General features: G+C 37.9%; 11 protein-coding genes and 1 pseudogene. 5 read left to right on the plus strand and 7 right to left on the minus strand.

Going from position 1 to position 16,380, the window contains the following annotated elements; genetic code table 11:
- Together Q0252_RS06515 and Q0252_RS06520 are read right to left on the minus strand one after the other, a co-directional pair.
- On the minus strand, positions 1–2,738 hold a 2,738-nt coding region (locus Q0252_RS06515), incomplete at its 3' end, for a TAT-variant-translocated molybdopterin oxidoreductase (protein ID WP_297984720.1).
- A 22-nt stretch (positions 2,739–2,760) separates the two neighbouring features.
- Positions 2,761–4,125 carry a c-type cytochrome gene (locus Q0252_RS06520; protein ID WP_297984721.1) on the minus strand — a complete coding sequence of 455 codons (1,365 nt, stop codon included), beginning with the start codon at positions 4,123–4,125 and terminating at the stop codon, positions 2,761–2,763.
- Positions 4,126–4,310: 185 nt separating this feature from the next.
- Between Q0252_RS06520 and Q0252_RS06525 the strand changes: the two genes are divergently transcribed.
- Positions 4,311–4,874 carry an SPOR domain-containing protein gene (locus tag Q0252_RS06525; protein ID WP_297984722.1) on the plus strand — a complete coding sequence of 188 codons (564 nt, stop codon included), beginning with the start codon at positions 4,311–4,313 and terminating at the stop codon, positions 4,872–4,874.
- Between the two features lie 56 nt (positions 4,875–4,930).
- Here Q0252_RS06525 and Q0252_RS06530 read toward each other — a convergent pair whose 3' ends face one another.
- The 5 genes from Q0252_RS06530 to Q0252_RS06550 all read right to left on the minus strand — a co-directional run bounded on the left by Q0252_RS06530 (position 4,931) and on the right by Q0252_RS06550 (position 12,049).
- Positions 4,931–6,205 (minus strand): DUF6080 domain-containing protein, encoded by a 1,275-nt coding sequence (locus Q0252_RS06530; RefSeq protein ID WP_297984723.1) that lies wholly within the window; start codon positions 6,203–6,205, stop codon positions 4,931–4,933.
- Between the two features lie 62 nt (positions 6,206–6,267).
- The gene (locus tag Q0252_RS06535; RefSeq protein ID WP_297984724.1) at positions 6,268–7,812 is read right to left on the minus strand and encodes a protein adenylyltransferase SelO family protein; all 1,545 of its coding nucleotides are present in this window, start codon (positions 7,810–7,812) and stop codon (positions 6,268–6,270) included.
- Positions 7,813–7,875: 63 nt separating this feature from the next.
- Positions 7,876–10,284, minus strand: a complete 2,409-nt coding sequence (locus Q0252_RS06540) for a transglycosylase domain-containing protein (RefSeq protein ID WP_297984725.1) — start codon at positions 10,282–10,284, stop codon at positions 7,876–7,878.
- 3 nt (positions 10,285–10,287) lie between these two features.
- Positions 10,288–10,749: a gliding motility lipoprotein GldH gene (locus Q0252_RS06545; RefSeq protein ID WP_297984726.1), complete on the minus strand. Its 462-nt coding sequence runs from the start codon at positions 10,747–10,749 to the stop codon at positions 10,288–10,290.
- A complete protein-coding gene (locus Q0252_RS06550; RefSeq protein WP_297984727.1) occupies positions 10,742–12,049 on the minus strand; it encodes a regulatory iron-sulfur-containing complex subunit RicT in 1,308 nt (435 codons plus the stop codon). The genes Q0252_RS06545 and Q0252_RS06550 overlap by 8 nt, the downstream gene beginning before the upstream one ends.
- 382 nt (positions 12,050–12,431) lie before the next feature.
- On the opposite strand from Q0252_RS06550, the gene Q0252_RS06555 reads away from it, so the two are divergent.
- The 4 genes and pseudogenes from Q0252_RS06555 to Q0252_RS06570 all read left to right on the plus strand — a co-directional run.
- The gene (locus Q0252_RS06555; protein ID WP_297984728.1) at positions 12,432–13,670 is read left to right on the plus strand and encodes an OmpP1/FadL family transporter; all 1,239 of its coding nucleotides are present in this window, start codon (positions 12,432–12,434) and stop codon (positions 13,668–13,670) included.
- A 5-nt stretch (positions 13,671–13,675) separates the two neighbouring features.
- Positions 13,676–15,160, plus strand: a complete 1,485-nt coding sequence (locus Q0252_RS06560; protein WP_297984729.1) for an SGNH/GDSL hydrolase family protein — start codon at positions 13,676–13,678, stop codon at positions 15,158–15,160.
- 82 nt (positions 15,161–15,242) lie between these two features.
- On the plus strand, positions 15,243–16,178 hold the full coding sequence (locus Q0252_RS06565) for a ribose-phosphate pyrophosphokinase (RefSeq protein ID WP_297984730.1): 936 nt from the start codon (positions 15,243–15,245) through the stop codon (positions 16,176–16,178).
- 99 nt (positions 16,179–16,277) lie between these two features.
- A pseudogene (locus tag Q0252_RS06570) lies at positions 16,278–16,380 on the plus strand (50S ribosomal protein L25); the annotation flags it as partial.

Here is a 16,380-nt window from a genome sequence, read left to right on the forward strand (position 1 = left end):
TTTAGAACCATTCTTCCCAAATCATTGTTTTGGTTAAAGTCGAATTTATCGTTAAGGTTGTAAGTAAACCAGTTGAATCTTCTTACTTTATACGGACAGTTGTTCGCACAATATCTTGTACCAATACATCTGTTGTAAGCCATTTGGTTTTGTCCTTGCTTACCGTGTGACGTTGCCGCTACCGGACAAACAGTTTCACATGGAGCGTGGTTACAGTGCTGACACATTACCGGTTGGAAAATTACATCAGGGCTTTCGCTTGGCTCGATAAGGATATCATAAAGGTTCGGAACGTTAAGACCTCTGTCTACCCCTTCTTTCACCTCGATTTTTTCTTTTGCAGAATAGTAACGGTCAATTCTCAACCAATACATATCTCGGGACATTCTTACCTCTTCTTTACCAACAACAGGAACGTTGTTTTCAGCCTGACAAGCAATAATACATGCTCCACAACCTGTACAAGAGTTCAAATCTACAGAAAGGTTGAAGTGAGGACCATCGGTATCGTCGAATGCATCCCAAAGGTCAATTTTTCCTGCTGGAAGAGCTCCTCCAATCGTGTGGTATTCCAAAGGTTTATTCCATCCTTCGTGCTCGTCATCGAAAGGTACGTTTAAGAAAGTTTCCAAAGGAACTTCTCTAGCGATTTCGTAACGACCCATCAAAGTATTTTGAAGCTGCATTCCCGCAAATTCGTGGTCTTCTCCGGTTTTGTCTAATTTAACATTAGAAATTACAAGGTTTGAACCATCAAATAAAGGATACGCATTAACACCAGTTTCAGCAACAGCTCCTGAATCTTTTTTACCGTAACCTAAAGCAAGACCAACAGAACCGTCAGCTTGACCAGGTTGGATGAATACAGGAACATCTTTCAAGGTAACACCGTTTGCTGTAAGATTTACAACAGAGCCGTCTAACTGCATTCTCGCATTCAAATCGTTTTCAAGACCAAGTCTCTCAGCGTCTTTTGGAGAAATCGTTAAATAATTGTCCCAAGAAAGTCTCGAAATTGGATCCGGAAGTTCCTGCAACCAAGGGTTGTTTGCCTGAGTTCCGTCTCCGATAGAAGTTTTAGTGTAAAGAACCAATTCAAGGTCTGAAGCTTTGAAGTTAGTTAACTCAGCAATTGCCTGAGCTCCGTTTCCACCTGCGTAAGAAAGTCCTCCTGTTGCAGCAGATTCGGTTACACCGTTGTATAATGCTTTGTTAAAAGTTGTTCCAGCCAATAAAGTAGCAGAATTAGCTTTCAAATAGTCGTAATAATTATTTGCAGCGTTGTTTTTACCATTCATCCAAACCAAAAGAGAATCTTCAATCTGTCTTGATTTGTAAATTTTTTGGATGGTAGGCTGCGTTAAAGAGTACACTCCGGATTGCGGAGCAAAATCTCCCCAAGATTCCAACCAGTTTGCTACAGGAATTACTGCTTTAGCAGCTTTGTACATTTCATTCTTCTTGTCTGCAACAGCAACAACGTAAGGTACTTTTGCAACAGCAGCTTTAAATGCTTCTCCTTTAGCGTTAGAATAAATTGGGTTTACGTTGTTGGCAATCAAAACACCAACCTGTCCTCCGTTTAACCAAGTTAAAAACTCGTTATATCTAGCTCCGTCAAATTCTTTCAACAGGTTTGCTTTTCCTGTGAAAGCTGTAGAGCCTAATTTTTGGTTGATTAAATGCGACAAAACAATGGCAGCTTTAGAACCGTCAGCTAAAACAACAGCGTTGCTTCCTTTTTCCTGAAGTTCTTTTGCAATTGCAGCAGCGTTTTTATCAGCAGTAGAACCACCGTTCAATGCGTTGTAAACTTCTACCAAAGTTTTATTTACTGCGCTCGGCTTCATTTTGTATCTGCTGTCCGCGTTTGCACCGGTTAAAGACATGTTAGACTCCACCTGAATGTGTCTCATCATGTTTGCTCCCGGAACTCTAGCCGCAGCGTAAGAAGTTTCAAGGCTTCCACCATTGAAATCTCCCAAGAAATCAGCCTGGAAAGAAACGACTAATTGCGTTTTGCTCAGATCGTAAACCGGCAAAGCTCTTTGTCCGAAAACTTCCTGCGCAGCATCCAAATTAGCCGAATAAGGCAGCGCATCATAAGTTACCAGTTCTGCTGTAGGATATTTTGCTTTAAAATCTGCAAATAATTTTTTGAATGTTGGTGAAGGGTAAGAGTGTGACAATAACACGATTCTTTTCCCTCCAGCTTGTGCTTCAGCCAAACCTTTCAAAACGAAATCATCCACTTTATCGAAAGTTTCGTCTTTTCCGTCTAACTTAGGCTGTTTCACTTTATCATTATCATAAAGTGACAGTACACTTGCCTGAGCTCTTGCATTGGTTTTACCCAATTCTTTTGCTGCAGGATTCGGTTCAATTTTAATTGGCCTTCCTTCTCTTGTTTTTACCAAAACGCTGGCAAAATCGAATCCATCGAAATAAGAAGATGCATAATAATTAGGAACACCCGGAATGATTTCATGTGGTTTTACCACATAAGGAATCGTTTTAATTACCGGAGCTTCACAAGCTGCAAGTGTAACTGCTGCTGTTGAGAAACCCAAAAGCTTAAGGAAATCTCTTCTGGAAGTACCGGAGTTTTCCATTTTTTCATCCGTAAGAATCTCATCAACAGGAAGTTCATTCTGGAACTCTTTTGCAGCCAGCTTTTGATTTAAAGCCGGGTCTTTAAGCTCGTGAATACTTCTGAATTGTATTTTATTTGAAGCCATTTATACTTCTGATTTTTCGTTATTAATAATGACATTTACCACACTCAAGACCACCAATTGCATCAACTGTAATCTTACCTCCGTCTTTTGGATATTGCTTTTTAAGCTTTTCGTGTAGGTTTTTGAAATATTCTTGGTTGTAACCGTTGTTCATGTCCACTTCTGTAGTTCTGTGACATTCGATACACCATCCCATAGTGAAATCGTTTGCCATTTGTACCACGTTCATGGTATCTATTTTACCGTGACAAGCTTTACAAACTACATCAATTTTAGCATCTGGATTTTTCTTGTTGAAAGAAGAAATAATTGCCTGTTCTCCGGCAACAACGTGCTGTGAGTGGTTGAAGTAAACGAAATCCGGCATGTTGTGGATTCTCACCCATTCAACAGGTTGAGTTTTTCCGGTGTATTGCTGTTTTGCAGGATCCCATCCTGTTGCAGCATAAATTTTCTGGATTTCTCCATCGTAGAATGCCTTGTCTTTACCTGGCTCCATGTATTTTCCGTTGTATTCAGAAATCATTCTGTGACAGTTCATACAAACGTTCATAGAAGGGATTTCAGATACTTTACCGTACTTCGCTGAAGAGTGACAAAGCTGACAGTCGATTTTGTTTTCGCCTGCGTGAATTTTGTGAGAGAAATAAATTGGCTGTTCCGGCTTGTATCCTTTATAAACGCCAACCCACATCAATGCGTTCCAAACGCCGTAAGCTGCGAAAAGCGCCAATAAAGCAATTAAACCTTTACCAATATAGTGGTATTTCTTGTATAAATCAGCAAAAGAATAAGCTCTTGTAGCGTTAAGACCTGATAACTCATCAGTTTGCTGAAGTTTTACCAATTGTCTCAACTTTAGAAGCAACCAAAGCAATAGGCCTACAATTGCTAAAAGAGAAATTAAAATGATTTTTGAGTTTTCCGAATCTTTTTTAGCCGCTTCAAGCGTTGCCAAAGAATCTGTGCCTGCAGCGCCGGCTGCATCCGCTGCAGGTTCTGCTGCAGGAGGATTGGTGGTATACTCCAAAATGTCTTTAACATCTTGGTCTGTTAAGTTCGGAAACTGAGTCATTTCCGTTTTGTTGAACTTATTGTAAACTTCGTTCGCGTATTTGTCGCCCGAAGCTCTTAAAGCCTTGTTGTCTTTGATCCATTTCTGGAACCAGGCCTCATCTAAGTTCTGTTCTTTTTTAAGTCTGTCTACAACGCCACCTAATGCAGGTCCTACTACTTGCTTGTCCAAAGCATGACAAGCCGTACAGTTTGCCTTAAACAGTTTTTCACCGTTTTTAGCGTCGCCCTGAGCGTAAATAGAAGCACTGGTTGATAACAATAATCCAATTGCAATCAAACCCCTTTTGTAATGCTTTCTCCAACTAATCATTTAAATAATCTTGGGTTAGTAAAATGTATTGAGTTTAATCAATTCGGCAAAAATAAGACTTTTAACAGAAAATTAACAGCGCAAAATAAAGGCAATTGGTCATTTTCACTAATTTGTAATTATTCTAAATAGTGAATTTTTGGTATAATTTTTATTTGTACTACCTTTGCTAAAAATAATTTTTGATGAAAAATTTCTTAAAAATAAGTTTATTTCTTTCGTTTTCAGGTTTTTATCATTTGAATGCACAGCAAGTGGTAGAAAAAGACACCATTGGTGGCACTGAAGTGACGATAACCATGGACAAAGACATTAAAGAAACTATGGATCATCTGGAGGAAAACTGCGTTCTTGCAAACAACAGAAAAAACACCAGAAATAATGATGACGACAACGATTACAGACCGTCAACATCAACAACTCCAAAAACAACACCAGTAAAAGTAGTTCCGAACAGAGCTTTAACCAACCAGGAAATTTGTCGCCAAAACCCAAGAATTTTAGGGTACAAAATACAGGTAACGGTGGTAAAAAGCAACGAGGAAGCTAATGAAGTAAAAGCCTATTTCAGAAGAAGATTCCCGAACATCAAAGCTGAAACCGATGCTTCATTGAGGCCGAACTACAAAATTTTGGTGGGAAGCTATTTCACGAAAGCAAGCGCAGCGGCTGATTTAGCAAAAATTCGCCAGTATTTTAAATCTGCGATTGCTGTTCAGTACAGAGTTTTTTGTGTAGAAGCGAAATAATTTTAAAAACATAAAAATAAAAGCCGGAAGATGTTTCCGGCTTTTTTTGTTGAATTTTATCTGTAATATTTTTCAAGGAAAGTGAAAAACTCTTCCATCCTGATGAAATTATTGGCACCCAAATAAACCGTGATTACTAACAGTAAAACTCGAAGTAATGAAAGCCATTTCGGCGAATTTCGATAACCATAAAACAGCCAACCTATCATCAACGGAAAAACAAAAACAAAATGTCCTCCGTAAATGTAAGACGTATGCAATCCAAATTTCAAAACACAGTGAATGATAACATCAAACAATAAAGAAATCATCAGAATCTGAACCAATTTGTTTCTAAAATGTTTGAACCAGCTCCAAAACACCAAAACTAAAACAAGTGCAACAAAAACATACGGAATCCACGATGAATACACATCCATGAACAATGCTTTGTACTGAAATCCTTTCTTGTTATGATAATCCCGGATAATCAAATTTGAAAAAAGCATGTTTCCGCCAAAAAACCAAGAGGAAATCATATCCCAAAGTGGTGTGATTTTCGGTTTTGAGAATTTATCGTACTGTTCTCCGGTTTTATCAAAAATTCGGTTGATGTCAAAATTCAAACGGTACAAATACAGCAAAACAAAAACGGCAACCGCGATGATTCCGCGCAAAGCAGCATTCAGAATGTTTTTAAAACTTTTAAACAAATCCTTTTCAAACGCAACCGGAATGAAAACTTTTGCTGCATTGGTAATCGTCAAACCACCAACTCCAACCGTCGCCAAAGCCAAAGCTGCACCCGAAATTTTTTCTCCTTTTCTCAACTTCAAAGCTGCATAATAATTGAAAAGGCAAAGCAAGAACAAAGTATAAGTATAAGTTTCCGGCGTGAATGACAACAAAATATTGGTCGAGAAAATGGAGAAGAAAACCAAAATCAAAACGGAAAGCCATAAGGGAAGTCTGATGATGTTTCGTAAATATTTGAAAATCTGAACCAAAGAAAGTGAAACCATAAAAGCGCTCAACAACGCCAAAACCATTCTGAAAGTCGCATCTATCTTCCCACCTGAAATGAAAAGTGCCAATTCCTTCATCCAGCTGAAAAAATAATTGGAAAGGGGATGTCTTTCAAAACCGCCACCAGTCATTACAATGGCGCGGTTATCAAAACTGAAATAAGCATCCCACGGAATTCTGTTATCGAAAACAATGCGGTAATCTCGAGCAATGACGAAAGCCAATGTTCCGTAAGCGATAAGGAAAAACAAAAAAACTGCAACTTCGGATTTTTTACTCGGAAAAACGGTTGCAAAAAAGTCCGTAACCTTCTTTTTTAAATTCAAAATGTAAAATTTCTGCAAAAATAGAAAAGCAAGACTGATTTGAAACTAAAGTTGAGAGAAATTTAAGAACTGCACGAAAGCGAAGTACAACCAACAACATCATCAAATTTTGAAGGCCTTTTTCCGGAAAATTCGGGATAAATTTCCTGATACGGATTTTTAATGGCTTCCAAAAGTTTGTTGAAAAGTTCTTTTTTCCCGTTGTCGAATTCTGCGATGCATTCAAATAACAGATAATTGCGGAGAATAAATTTTGGATTGTTTCGTGACATCACGTTTTTTGATTCTTCTCTTGAGATTGAATTTTTTTGAAGCCTTTCCTGATATTTTTTGATAAATGCATCGAACTGAACAGTTTGGTTTTCGGTTAAATTTTCGTAGAAAACCTCAGCAAAATGCTCTCTCACTTTCAATTCCTCTTCAAAACTTTCCAACTTGGTAAAAAACAGGGCGTAATCTATTTTCAAATCCTGCATGAGGTTTTGCCATTCAACAAAAAAATTTAAATCTTCTTCGAGAAGTTCATCAAAACCAAATTTCAGGGTCAACATTTCATCATGTTTCTGCCAGAAATAGTCGCTGAAACCATCCAAAATTTTCTGAAGTTTTTCGGTGTCTTTAATTAAAGGAAAAAGTGCATTCGCCAATTGCCAAAGATTCCATTGCGCCATTTTCCCCTGTTCTCCGAAAGCATATCTTCTTCCGGGAATATCGGTTGTGTTTGATGTGAAGGACAAATTGTATTCATCCATCATCGAAAACGGTCCGAAATCTATCGACAGTCCTAAAACCGACATATTATCAGTATTCATAACACCGTGAACAAATCCAACACGAAACCATTCGACAATTAAATCCGCTGTTCTTTCAGAAATAATTTTAAACCATTTGATGTATTTGTGTTCGTCATTCACGTCAATTTCTGGAAAATAATTTTCAATGGCGAAATCTGCGAGTTTTTGAAGCAAATCATGTTCTTTTCTTGCTGAAAGCAATTCAAAATGACCAAACCTCAGAAAACTTTCCGCAGTCCGAATCATCACAGCTCCTTTTTCCGCTTTTGCATTTCCGTTGTACATGATGTCCCGAATAACATCTTCGCCGGTGAAACTCATACTTAATGCTCGGGTTGTAGGAATTCCGAGGTGATAAAGATATTCGCTCATCAAATATTCGCGGAGAGTTGAACGAAGCACAGCTCTTCCATCTGCATGGCGGGAATAAGGCGTTGCTCCGGCTCCTTTCCATTGAAGTTCCGTTTTTTTGCCTTCTTCATTTGTAATTTGTCCCGCAAAAATAGCACGGCCGTCTCCTAATTGTCCAGCCCAGTTTCCAAACTGATGTCCCGCGTAAGCCGTTGCATAAGTTTTTAAATTTTCAGGGATGAAATTGCTGTGTAAAAATTCTACATCATTTTCAGAATCAATTTTTCCCAAACCAATTTCTTCTGAAAGTTCCTCATTGAAAACAATCAGCTGCGGATGATCGAAATGTGCAGGTTCTACCAGCGAAAACAGAACTCCCGGCGTTTGTCGCTGCATGAGATTTCCGGAAAAATCTCCCGGGAAATTTTCTAAAAAAGGTTGGGTTATTTGATTAAGATTCATAGAAGCAAGGTAAAAATTTTCAGCTAAAAAAACCTTCCAAAATTTTCTGGAAGGTTTTTATTTTTATTGGTTGAAATCAACTTCACTGTCTTTATTCAGGTTCTCGTTGATGTTTTCTTCTTTAGGTTTTGTTCCCGAAGATTTTTGTCTTGGCGTAGGATCTGCAGTTGGAGCAGGTTCCGGATTTCTCAACTGATCAATTGTTTGTAAACCTCCATCATCACCGTAACCTCCACGAAGTCCCTGTAAATCGGAACAATCTCCCGTCCAGTCTGATGGTTTTACAAATTTATCTTCTTTAGAAATATTAAGGGACTCATCTGCCCATACTTTCTTCATAAAAATTGCCCAAATTGGCAAGGCCATTTTCGCACCCTGTCCTTCTCCGGTACCTCTAAAGTGGGTTGCTCTGTCTTCCCAACCTACCCAAACTCCGGTTGCAAGGTTAGGTGTAATTCCCATAAACCAACCATCTGAGTTGTTCTGTGTAGTTCCGGTTTTACCGGCAATTTCAACTTCTTTTCCTATACCTCTTCTCCCCAACTCTCCGGAAGCGGTACCAAACTGTGCCACACCTTTCATCAAATCCAGCATGGTGTACGCATAAAGCTCATTCATTACTTCTTTCTGTACAGGTTTTACTTCTTTAATTACTCTACTGTTAGCATCTTCAATACGCCAAATCATTTCCGGCTTGGTGTAGTTTCCGTAGTTGGCAAATGTGCTGTAAGCTCCCAACATTTCGTAAATCGTAATATCTGAAGAACCAAGAGCGATAGCATATTCATTTGGCATTTCTTCGGTTACTCCTAAATCTCTGGCCAACTGAATTACTTTTTTCGGACTCGCCATTTCAATTAAACGTACAGCAACAGGGTTTTTAGAGTGCGCTAAAGCATCTCGAAGCGTTAAACTTCCACCTGATCCTTCAACTTTCCACGAACCTTTAACATAAGTCGCATTAGAAACTGTGGAACAAGGCGTCATTCCTAAATTCATAATTGCCGTTGCATAAACGAAAGGTTTGAAGGTTGAACCCACCTGTCTTTTCCCTTGTTTAATATGGTCGTACTGGAAATGTTGCCAATTGATACCTCCAACCCAAGCTTTAATCTCTCCTGTTCCAGGAACCATTGACATCAAACCAGCCTGAGCAATTTGTTTGTGATATCTAATAGAATCCCAAGGAGACATTTCTACTTCTTCTTCGCCTTTCCAGGTAAATCTTGAAGTTTTTACCGGCTTTTTGAAATCCAACATAATGGAATCCTCAGAAACTCCGGCTGCTTTCAATTGCTTATATCTTCCGGTACGTTTCATGGCGGCCAACATAATTTCATCAATTTCTTTTTTAGAAATTAAATAAAATGGTGCATCTTTTCTTCCTCTTTGTTCACCATCAAAACTTCTCTGCAGGTCAGTCATGTGTTCTTTAATAGCTTCCTCTGCATACGTTTGCATTTTAGAATCTAAAGTCACATAAATTTTAAGACCGTCTTTATAAAGATTTAAAGTTTTTCCGGTTTGCTTTTCGTATTCTTTTAAATACTGATCAATTTCTTTTCGTAAATAGAATTTATAGTAAGCAGAATAACCTTCCTCAATGGTTTTAATTGGATGATAATCCACAACAATTGGTGTCGCAATGGCTTTATCATAAGTTGCCTGATCCAAATAACCTGTTCCAAGCATTTGCTGAAGAACTACGTCTCTTCTTGCTTTTGCTCTTTCCGGATTTCTCATTGGATTGTTTTTCACAGGGTTTTCCAACATTGCTACGAACATCGCAGCTTCGGGTAAAGTCAACTGTTTTGTTGATTTGTTGAAATAAACTCTAGATGCCATTTCAATTCCATTCGCGTTGTAAAGAAAATCGAATTTATTGAAATACAATTCGATAATTTCTTCTTTGGTATATCTTTTCTCCAAACTTACCGCAACCACCCATTCTTTAAGTTTCTGGAATGCCCTCTGGACTTTATTTTGAGAAGCGGTTCCGGTAAACAACAATTTTGCAAGCTGCTGCGTAATGGTAGAACCTCCACCTCTTTCCCCACCGAAATAAATGGCACGACCGATTGATTTCAAATCGATTCCGGAGTGTTCTTTAAAACGCTCATCTTCTTTAGCCTGTAAAGCATAAACAAGATATGGCGGCAAATCTTTGTAAGTAACCGGTTGGGTTTTTTCTTTTTCGAATGATCCTAGTTTAATACCGTCAGAAGAAAATATTTCTGATGCCACATAAATATCCGGATTCTCAAGTTCCTTCACTTCAGGCATTTCTCCCATAAAACCTTGCGAAACCGCAAAAAAAGTTCCTGAAATTCCTAAAACCACAGCAATTAATCCAAGCCAAATCAGTTTAATCCATTTTTTTGGACTTTTCTTTTTCTGCTTCGGCTGCTTATTTGAAGGTGGCAACGGAAATGTGCTTTTCGCTGCTGTTCCTTTCTTATTTGTGTTTTCCATATGTTATGGTTGCGCTTGTTCTATTTTTACACCGAAATCATCAATTCCGGTCAATTTATCTTTTCTCATTGCCTGCTGAACTGTTACCGTATATTTTCCGTTTTTTGGAAATTTATAATTCAGCCTGTATTGGAAAAGTGTTTCTTTTGTTTCGCCAAAACCGCTTCCAATCCACTCTCCGTTTGGTTTTGCAAGAATGTAATTAAGGGTATCCGGTTTTGCTTTTTTTTCCTTAAAATTATTTAAAGTGCTGACTATCCGAATATTACTGTAAGGATAATCATTATTGTTCCTTACAACAAATATAATATTTTTCGGCTTTTCTGAGTCTTTGATATCAAAATCAAACTGCAAAACCTGCTTTTTTCCCCAGTTGTTTTCAACCGGCTTCATATATACTTCTTCATTGGAAAAATTACAGCTGCAAAGCATTAACGAAAAGAGTAACGCAAAAACTTTAGTCATTATTATTTGGCTTTGGGCTGTTTTTCTTGAAGAATTTTTTTTGAGGCTTTTTCCCTTTATTTTCACCTGCAGGTTTTTCTCTGTTCTGCTGATTCTGAACCTTTTGTTTTTGCTGGTTCTGAACGGGTTGCTTTTGAGATTTTTCTTCAGGCTTCCTGTCGTTCCCGCCTTCTTTCTTGTTTCTGAAAGGTTTTTTCCCGCCTTGTCTTTTCTTTTCAAAACGGTCCACATTGTTTTCCTGAATAAGGTCAACCGTTTGTACTTGCACTTCGCTTGGCGTCATTAAATCTTCCAAAGGTGGTGCTTTAATTCCCTTTTTATTGTTTAAAAGCTGTTTTCTAACTTCTCTCGCATCAATGTCATACCAAGCCATGGAGTTATCCGCATAAGCAAACCACATTTTCTTTTTGAAAACGTCTATTTTAATACAGAAAGCCCTTCCTTTTTCAGTATCTAATGTTGAATTTGATGGTGGGAAATCGGTAAGCGCGTCCAAATAACTGTCGAGTTCGTAATTAAGACAACATTTCAGTTTACCGCATTGTCCTGCTAATTTTTGAGGATTGATACTCAACTGTTGGTAACGTGCTGCATTCGTATTTACTGAACGGAAGTCTGTTAACCAGGACGAACAGCACAACTCCCGCCCACAAGAACCAATTCCACCGATTTTTGCGGATTCCTGACGGAAACCAATCTGCTTCATATCGATTTTTGTGCGGAAAGTACCAGCAAAATCTTTAATTAACTGACGGAAATCTACACGTCCTTCGGAAGTATAATAGAAAGTAACTTTTCCACCGTCTCCCTGAAATTCCACATCTGTGATTTTCATCTGAAGATGAAGACCGGAAGCAATTCTTCTTGCTTCTTTTTTTACATCTTCTTCTTTACGGCGAACCTCCTGCCAAACCTCAACATCTTTTTGGTTGGCAACTCTGTATATTTTAAGAGCCTGGTCTTCAGTGAAGTTTTTCTTTTTCATCTGAATTTTCACCAGTTCTCCGGTAAGGCTTACAACGCCTACATCGTGTCCCGGACTAGATTCTACTGTTACAATGCTTCCTATATGAAGCGGCAAATTGTGAAGGTTACGGAAGAAACATTTTCTGTCGTTTTTAAACCTTACTTCTATATATTCATTTTCTGATTTGGTTGCAGGTTGATCTACCTTAGAAAGCCAATCGAAAACGCTTAATTTATAACTGTTACCGCAGGTGTTAACATTTTCACATCCATTCGCAGATTTTGTTCCGCAGGAATGGCCGGAATCGCCGGATGTTTTACATCCACAACTCATATTAATTTTTATAAAATTCTTGCAAATTTAGCATTATTTTTTTCAAAGTTTCTTTAAAACTACAAATTTTGAAACTTGTGTTCATTTTTCAAACAAACGTAACCTTAACATTTGTTTAACACTTTCGTAAAATTTCAATTCCCAATAAATTTATTTCTTTGGTATTGATTAAAAACTAAACATTTGTTTAGATTAAACATCTTGCTATTTATTTACCCCAAAAAAAGTTTTAAAATACTAATTTACAGAACTATAAATCAGAAAATTGAATTTAAATACCATTAAACCAATGCCTAAAATAGCAATTTGTTTAAAAATGTTAAATAAAATTAACATGTAATTATAAAATAATTTTATATTTGGAAACATTAATAATCAAAATATGAAAAAACTACTTATCACCACATCGCTTCTTGCAGGGATGATGGTTTATGCAGGAGGTTTCAGAGTTTCGTTGCAGGGCGTTAAGCAGCTTGCAATGGCTCATACAAGTGCACATGCAGAAGATGCCAGTGTTGCATTTTTCAATCCTGCGGGTATTTCCTTTATTCCCGCAAAACTAAGTGTCGCTGCTGGAGGATTTGGTGCGAAATCTAGCGTTACTTTCCAAAACACAGCTACTTATCAGTCAACTGAAACAGACAGTCCGCTTGGAACTCCGGTTTATGCGGCCGTAGCTTATAAGATTGTAGATAACGTTTCTGTTGGTTTCAGTTTCGCTACACCTTTTGGAAGTACCATTCAGTGGCCAGATAACTGGGAAGGTAGAGAAATGGTTCAAAAAATGGAATTGAAAGGTCTTTATTTCCAGCCAATGGTTTCAGTGAAATTAGCTCCATGGGCTTCTTTTGGTGCAAGCTATATTTATGCAAAAGGTTTGGTGGACTGGGATAAAGCTGTTACACAACTTGGTGGAACTATGAACATTAAGGATGACAAAGCTAAAGGGCACGGTTTCGGTATCGGTTTCTATTTTCAACCGGACGAAAAATGGGATGTAAGTGTTGCATACCGTTCTCCTGTTGATATGAAAGCTGATAACGGAAAAGTTACCTTCAACATTTCTCCGGCACTTTATCCTTTGGTAGGTTTAGATGCAAACGGACAGGACAGCTTCAAAGCAACACTTCCTTTGGTTGAAGAATATACTATTGGTTTTGCTTACAAAGTAACACCAAAATGGAAAGTTGCTGCAGATTTTAATTACCATGGTTGGGAAAGATACGGCAAACTTAAATTGGATTTTGAAAATGCTCCTATCGGAAACCAAGCATCAGATCCAACAGTTTTGGTAACACCTAAAAATTTCCACAATACTAAAACTTTCAGATTAGGTACAGAATACAAGCTTAGCGATATGATTGCTGCAAGAGCTGGATGGTATTATGACGAATCTCCTTATTCTGACGAAAACTTTATTCCAGAAACACCTTCTTTTGACGCACATGTTGCAACCGCTGGTTTAGGATTTAATTTCGGAAGCTTCGGAGCAGATCTCGCTGCGGCAATGTCTTTCCCAAAAAGCAGAATGGTGAACAACCAATATTATAATTTCGTGGGACAGGCAAAAGCAAAAGCATTCTACTTTGGTCTTGGATTACATTATAATTTAATTAAATAAGAAACATGAAAAAAATATTAGTATCAGCTTTCGCAATCTCTGCGCTTCTGTTTACCAGCAGCTGTAATACAGATTTCGATAATGATGTAACTTCAATCGCTGTAACGAGCGGTGAAGCAAATTTCAGCAAATATGTTGCTTTAGGAAACTCTCTTACTTCAGGTTACAGAGACGGTGCTTTATATGTTGATGGACAGAATGAATCTTACCCTTCAATGATTGCACAGCAAATGAAACTTGCAGGGGGTGGAGATTTCAAACAGCCAATGATGTCTGATAATTTAGGAGGAATTCCTTCTGTTGGAGTTAGCAATAAATTGGTTCTTTCAGTTTCTGCAAGTGGAGCATTAGCTCCAACAGTAGCTACAGGAACCGCAACAAATACACTTGCTAACATTTACAGCTCAGGACCATATCAAAACATGGGCGTTCCTGGTGCAAAATCTTACCATTTGGTTGCTCCGGGTTACGGCAGTGCTGCAGGTATTCAGGCTGGAACTGCAAATCCTTACTTTGTAAGATTTGCTTCTTCTTCTACTACAACAGTTCTTGCAGATGCAATGGCTCAAAACCCAACGTTCTTCTCTCTTTGGATTGGAAACAATGATGTTTTAGGTTATGCAACTACTGGTGGAGACGGTACAAACCCTATTACTTCGGAAGCTTTGTTTACTCAAGCTTATACTGCTTTGGTAACAAATTTAACTGCAGGTGGAGCAAAAGGTGTTGTTGCTAACATTCCTAATGTAACTTCTATACCGTTCTTTACAACAGTACCTTATAATCCGGTTCCTTTGGATGCTGCTTCTGTTACAGCATTGAACACTCAGGTGTTTGGACCGCTTATTAAAATCCTTACTGCTTATGGACAAGGAAGCAGACTTCAACTTCTTTCTGCAACAGCGAATCCGTTGTTATTAAAAGATGAGTCTCTTACTAATTTGTCTGCACAAATCACAGGAGCTTTGGTTGCTGCTGGTGTTCCTGCTACACAAGCTGGATTGATGGGACAAGTTTTCGGACAGGCAAGACATGCTACTTCAGCGGATCTAATTCCTTTAACTACAAGTTCAGTTATCGGAACTGCCCCAACTTCTCCTTATGCTGTTTCTCCATTTAATAAATATGGTGTAACTTTCCCATTGGAAGATAAACATGTTCTTACTGTAACTGAAAAGAATGAAGTTTTAACTGCTACAGCAAAATTCAACACAATCATCAGCAGCGCTGCAACTTCTAAAGGCTTAGCTTTTGTAGATGCCAATGCGAAAATGGTGGAACTTTCTCAAGCTTCAGGAATTCAGTTCGACGGTGTAAGATACACTGCTAAATTTGTAACCGGAGGAACATTCTCTTTAGACGGAGTTCACCTTACCGGAAGAGGATATGCTTTAATTGCCAACGAATTCATCAAGTCAATTAATGCAAAATACAAATCCAACTTACCACAGGTAAGTACCAACAGTTATTCGGGTGTAACATTCCCATAATTGTTTAAAACATAATTTAAAACCACTTGATATTTCGGGTGGTTTTATTTTTTTATAAATTTGTGCATCTAAAAAAGTAAAAATGGCAGAACAGGCTTCCTATCTATTCTCTACCAGAACAAGCAAGGCATTAGCAGAAAAAATTGCTGAGCATTATGGCCAGGAATTAGGAAAAATTAATTTTCAGGAATTCAGCGATGGCGAATTCGAACCTATCTTAGACCAATCTGTACGAGGCGGACGTGTTTTTCTTATCGCATCAACTTTTCCTCCGGCAGACAATCTTTTGGAATTGCTTCTTATGATGGACGCAGCTAAAAGAGCATCAGCAAAAAGCATTACGGTAGTAATTCCTTATTATGGTTTAGCAAGACAGGACAGAAAAGATAAACCTAGAGCTCCAATTGGAGCAAAATTAGTGGCCAATCTTTTAACAGCTGCTGGTGCCACAAGAATTATGACGATGGATTTGCATGCTGACCAAATTCAGGGCTTTTTCGAAATTCCGGTAGATCATTTGTACGCCTCCACAATTTTTGTAGATTATATTCAATCTTTGAATTTAGATAACCTTACCATCGCTTCTCCGGATATGGGTGGTGCAAAAAGAGCAAAAAATTACGCTGGACATCTTGGAGCAGAAGTTGTAATCGCTTACAAAGAGCGTAAAAAGGCCAATGTTGTTGAAGAAATGTTTTTGATTGGTGACGTTACCGACAGAAACGTTATCCTTATTGACGACATGATTGACACTGGTGGAACTCTGTGTAAAGCTGCCGATATTTTAATTGCAAATGGAGCAAAATCTGTTCGTGCAATGGCATCACACGGTGTTTTTTCCGGAAAAGCTTATGAGAACATTAATAATTCTCAATTGGTAGAAGTTATTGTTACAGATACGATTCCTGCTAAAGATTTATCATCAAAAATAAAAGTGCTTTCTTGTGCTCCTCTCTTTTCTGATGTAATGAAAATGGTACACGAACATAAATCAATTAGCGATAAATTTATCATCTAAGATTATATTTCAAGATATTTAAATCCTTCTCAATTAGAAGGATTTTTTTATTGAACTAAAATTCATATATTTGCACCCTCAAAAAATAATTATTTTATAATGAAATCTATTACAATTCAAGGTACAAAAAGAGAAAGCGTGGGCAAAAAGTCTACAAAAGCTTTACGTGATGCTGAATTAGTTCCTTGTGTTGTTTATGGTG

The organism is uncultured Chryseobacterium sp., assembly GCF_936933875.1.
In the GTDB taxonomy this organism is placed as follows: Bacteria; Bacteroidota; Bacteroidia; order Flavobacteriales; family Weeksellaceae; genus CAKZIK01.